The organism is Dellaglioa sp. CoH-55-MRSF-6 (genome assembly GCF_056782215.1).
In genome coordinates this window covers 1-1,430 of the sequence record NZ_JBXAYJ010000016.1, presented here as the reverse complement: position 1 = coordinate 1,430, position 1,430 = coordinate 1, and the positions used below count along the sequence as shown (strand labels likewise).

Below are 1,430 nucleotides of genomic sequence, written 5' to 3'. Positions count from 1 at the left end.
TGAAGTGAACCCCAAAAGTTGGAGTAAATATTAAGCGATCATCTGGTCGGTATGTTTTCGATATTCAATCGGAGACATACCGGCCAGTTTTATTTTAATTCTTTTATGATTGTAATAATCAATATAATTTTTTATGGCTACTTTTAAAGCTTCGTATGTCGCATAATCGTGATTATGAACTGTCCCAACTTTTAAAATATGAAAGAAGCTTTCAGCACATGCATTATCTAAACAAGTCGCTTTGCGACTCATACTTTGAAAAATTTTTGCTGATTTGATAATCTCTGTATAACGGCTGTTCTGATATTGAAATCCTTGATCAGAGTGAACTGTCATTCGATAACTGAGATTTGAACGTTTATTGATTAACCGTTTTAGTGGTTCTGTCACAAACTCCACCGTTGGGTGGAGGCTAATTGACCATTGAAGGACTTCACTATTAAATAAATCAATATATGCCGTAAAATAAGCTCTTTCATTTGTACTTTTATTTCCCCATCGTAGTTCAGTGACATCAGTTACTATTTTTTGATAGGATCTATCAGTCTTAAAACGTCGGTTTAAAAGATTGGAAGCTATTTTACCAACAGTTCCTTTATATGAATTATATCTTTTCGTTTTTCGTTCGTAAGCGTGACATAGGAGTTTGTTTTCTCGCATTATTCTCAACACGGTTTTGTGATTGATTTTAATGCCTATGTTACGTAACTCACTTGTTACGGGACGATACCCATAATCAGAATGCCCTTCACAAATTGTTTTAATCGTTTCAATCAGTTCTTTTGAATCTTGTTGGTACTCTCGTTTACAAGCATCATGGTAGCTACTGCTGGACATCAGTCCAGCTTTTAATACGGTTGCCAACTTAATCTGTAATTCACACCTTAACTCAGTGATTATCTGGGCTTTTTCTTGGTTTTTAATCTTTGTTTTTTCTGTATTAAGGCGTCCAATTTTTCCAAGTACGCTACCCGTGCCCTTAGAAAGTCATTTTCTTCTTGTAATTGTTTTGAAGTTTTTGGATTTTTTGATTTAGTCATTTTAGGCAGTTTTCCTTTTGAAGTTTTTAAGCGACCTTGTACCAGTTTCTTTTCCCAGTCCCAAATCACGACAGGATTCTTAATTTTAAAATGACGTGCTGTAACCGGAAAAGAAGCCCTATGTTTTAATCGCCAGTGAATGACCTTCATTTTATAGGAATAATCATAAAATGTCTTCCCTAAATTATTTTCTAAGCCTTGAATCCCAAACATTTTAAAATGATCCAACCATTGATAAATAGTTGCAGATCCCTTGATTCCATACTTCTTCATTAGTAAACCGGCTGGTTTACCTTTCAAATATTCTTTTAGAACTTTTTTCTTTATTTCAACTGTGAACATAGTAAAACCCCCTGAGTTAGATTTCTCCAACTCAGGGGGTTCACTTCA

At 34.5% G+C, this 1,430-nt stretch carries 2 protein-coding genes; both read right to left on the bottom strand.

From position 1 onward, the window contains the following. Positions 1-30: 30 nt before the first annotated feature. Positions 31-870 (bottom strand): IS3 family transposase, encoded by an 840-nt coding sequence (locus AC1RPK_RS07585; RefSeq protein ID WP_481761996.1) that lies wholly within the window; start codon positions 868-870, stop codon positions 31-33. A 26-nt stretch (positions 871-896) separates the two neighbouring features. Continuing rightward, positions 897-1,382: a helix-turn-helix domain-containing protein gene (locus tag AC1RPK_RS07580; RefSeq protein ID WP_481761995.1), complete on the bottom strand. Its 486-nt coding sequence runs from the start codon at positions 1,380-1,382 to the stop codon at positions 897-899. Positions 1,383-1,430 lie beyond the last annotated feature (48 nt).

Bases quoted from the DNA above. Each gene is read 5' to 3' on its own strand.
- AC1RPK_RS07580 (WP_481761995.1), bottom strand. From the start codon at position 1,382: ATGTTCACAGTTGAAATAAAGAAAAAAGTTCTAAAAGAATATTTGAAA.